The organism is Streptomyces sp. PA03-6a, assembly GCF_033792765.1.
Lineage (GTDB): Bacteria > Actinomycetota > Actinomycetes > Streptomycetales > Streptomycetaceae > Actinacidiphila.
In genome coordinates, this window is record NZ_JARAVK010000563.1 from 1 (window position 1) to 1,236 (window position 1,236).

The window sequence follows — 1,236 nt, forward strand, 5'->3', positions numbered from 1 at the left end:
GCCCGGTGGTCCTGGTGGTGGCGGCGCCACCCCCCGGCCCGCCGCCACCACCAGGACCACCGGGCCCACCGGGTCCACCGGGCGGAGAACCCGGCCGCCACCGCGGACCCCCCGCCCCGTGGTGGCGGGCCCGCCGGACCCTCGTCACCGCGGGCACCGCGATGGTCGTGGCGGTCGCGGTGATCTTCGCCTTCTCGTTCCTGGGCGGCACCAAGGGCGGCGGCGAGATCTTCCTCCAGAACGCCTCCGCGGCAGGCCCGGACCCCTTCACCCCCTCCACGGCGGGCGAATCGGGCACCGCGGTCACCCCCACCATCACCCCCAACGAGTCCTCGGCCCCGGGCGGCACCCTCAAGGTGAGCGGCGCCCACCCGGGGCTTTACAGCGGCAAGCAGAACGAGTCCGCCTGCGACGTCGAGAAGCAGATCGCGTACCTCACCAAGGACCCGGCCCGCACCGCGGCCTTCGCCGACACCCTGAAGGTCGAGCCGCAGGACCTCCCCTCCCACCTGCGCGCGCTGACGCCGGTTCAGCTCAACTGGGACACCCGCGTCACCAGCCACGGCTTCAAGGACGGCCAGGCCACCGACTACCAGGCGATCCTCCAGGCCGGCACCCCCGTCATGGTCGACGACCACGGCGTCCCGGTGGTCCGCTGCACCTGCGGCAACCCGCTGAGTTCGCCCGACGCCGTCAACGGCACGCCTACGTACAGCGGCCGCCAGTGGGACACCTTCCGCGCGGCCGGCCTGGTGGCGGTCGTCCCGTCCGACAAGCCGATGAAGACGCTCACGCTCTACGACCAGGACAGCAAGCGCTGGTTCGAGCGTCCCAGCGGCAAGGTCGAGGGCAAGCAGGACCACAAGGTCGAACCCCCCAAGGGCCAGCCGTCCGGCTCCCCGGTGCCGGTCCTTCCGTCGCCGTCCACGGGCTCGCAGCTGGAACCGCCGGGGAAGACGGCGCCGCCGCCGAGCGAGGAGAAGAAGCAGGAGGAGCCCAAGTCGCCGGGCACGGAGGAGCAGTCGCCGGAGAAGGGCAAGGAGGAGTCGCCGAAGGAGGAGTCCCCGAAGAGCGAGGAGCAGAAGAAGGAGGAAGGGGAATCCCCGAAGAAGGAAGAGTCGCCGAAGAGCGAGGAGCAGTCGCCGAAGGAGGAACCGAAGTCCCCGGAGTCCCCAGGCACGCAGGAGCAACCCAAGCCCCCGGCCACGCCCAACACCCCGGAACAGCCCCAGAAGC

Annotated in this window: 1 protein-coding gene; it reads left to right on the top strand. The window is 71.8% G+C overall.

Features of this window, described 5'->3' with window-relative positions; translation table 11 throughout:
- Positions 1-167: 167 nt before the first annotated feature.
- On the top strand, positions 168-1,236 hold a 1,069-nt coding region (locus PV350_RS46625; protein ID WP_500339312.1), incomplete at its 3' end, for a DUF6777 domain-containing protein.